2 protein-coding genes are annotated in these 1280 nt (G+C 73.3%); both read right to left on the bottom strand.

Annotated elements, in window-relative coordinates; all coding sequences use genetic code 11:
• Positions 1 to 288: VOC family protein (locus AC27IQ_RS24815; protein ID WP_487091194.1), on the bottom strand; the 288-nt coding region annotated here is incomplete at its 3' end.
• A complete protein-coding gene (locus tag AC27IQ_RS24810) occupies positions 285 to 1160 on the bottom strand; it encodes a PhzF family phenazine biosynthesis protein (RefSeq protein ID WP_487091193.1) in 876 nt (291 codons plus the stop codon). The genes AC27IQ_RS24815 and AC27IQ_RS24810, both read right to left, overlap by 4 nt.
• Positions 1161 to 1280 lie beyond the last annotated feature (120 nt).

The raw sequence follows: 1280 nt of genomic DNA, 5'->3' as shown, positions 1-1280 counted from the left end.
GCCGTCGCGCGCCACGCGGGCCTGCAGCGCGGGGTCGTCCATGTCGAACCAGCGCCGCGTGCCCGCCGCCGGCCCGGGGGCGGCGGGGTTCATGGCGATGATTTCCAAATAGGTGCGCGGATGCGCCGGGCCGCTGAGGTTGAGCAGGCGGTTGTGCGTGCCCATGAGCGGGTGCTCGCCCCCCATGGCCGGCACCACGCCCAGCGTGCGGCGGCACCAGTCCACGCCGCTGTCCAGGCGGTCGGCCATCACCACGAGATGGTCGATGCAGGCGTCGGGCAGGTTCACAGCCGCACCTCGCCGTTCACGCAGGTGACCGATCCGCCGCCGACCCAGATGCGCTCGCCGTCCTGGTGCACGTGCAAGCGCCCGGCGCGGCCCATCGCGGTGCCCTGGCTGGCGACGTAGCTGGGCGGTGCCAGGTGCGCGCCGATGAGCCACTGCGCCAGGGCGGCGTTCAGGCTGCCTGTCACCGGGTCTTCGGCCAGGCCGTTGTTGCCCGGAAAGAACGCCCGCACCTCGAAGGCGATGCCCTCGTCGGCATGCGCGCCGACCACGCCCACCTTGCCGCGCGGCCCCACCACGCCGATGTCCAGCTGGCCGAGGACGGCGCTGTCGGGCTGCAGGGCCAGGACCTGCTCGGCGCTGGCGAGCATCACGCCGCGCCAGTTCGGGCCGTTGTCGCACCAGGCGTGCGCCACGATGTCGCTGCGCTCGATGCGCAGGCCGCGCGCGATCAGGGCCACGTCCTCTTCGGCCAGCGGCCCGCTCTTGAGCAGCGGCGGCGCGGCGAAGGCCAGCCGGTCGCCGTCGCGGCGCAGCGTGATCAGGCCCAGCGCGCATTCCTGCACCACCTCGCCATCGGTGCGCGGCTGGCCACCGGCTTCCAGCCAGGCGTGGCAGCTGCCCAGCGTGGGGTGCCCCGCGAACGGCAGCTCGCGGCCGGGGCAGAAAATGCGAACGCGGTAGTCGGCGCCGGCGGCCCGGCCGGCCTCGGTGGGCGGCAGCAGGAACGTGGCCTCGGACAGGTTGGTCCAGTTGGTGAAGTGGTGCATCTGCTCGGTGGACAGGTCCGAGCCGTCGAGCACCACGGCCAGCGGGTTGCCCAGGTAGGGCTGCTGGGTGAACACATCGACTTGCTTGAAAGGGCGTTGGCGCATGGTGTGGGCCTCTTTGCGGGGAAGGAAAGGCCGGCCGGTGGGCCGGGGGCGATGGAAAACGGGGTGGAAGCGGGTCGGCAGGCCGGCGTTTCGGGCCGCGCGCCCATGCGGCGGCGCGGC

The sequence above is a fragment of the Acidovorax sp. KPB24-07 genome (genome assembly GCF_057543315.1).
The sequence above is the reverse complement of the archived record's forward strand: the minus strand, read 5'-3'. Positions and strand labels throughout refer to the sequence as shown.

Bases quoted from the DNA above. Each gene is read 5' to 3' on its own strand.
- AC27IQ_RS24810 (WP_487091193.1), bottom strand. From the start codon at position 1,160: ATGCGCCAACGCCCTTTCAAGCAAGTCGATGTGTTCACCCAGCAGCCC.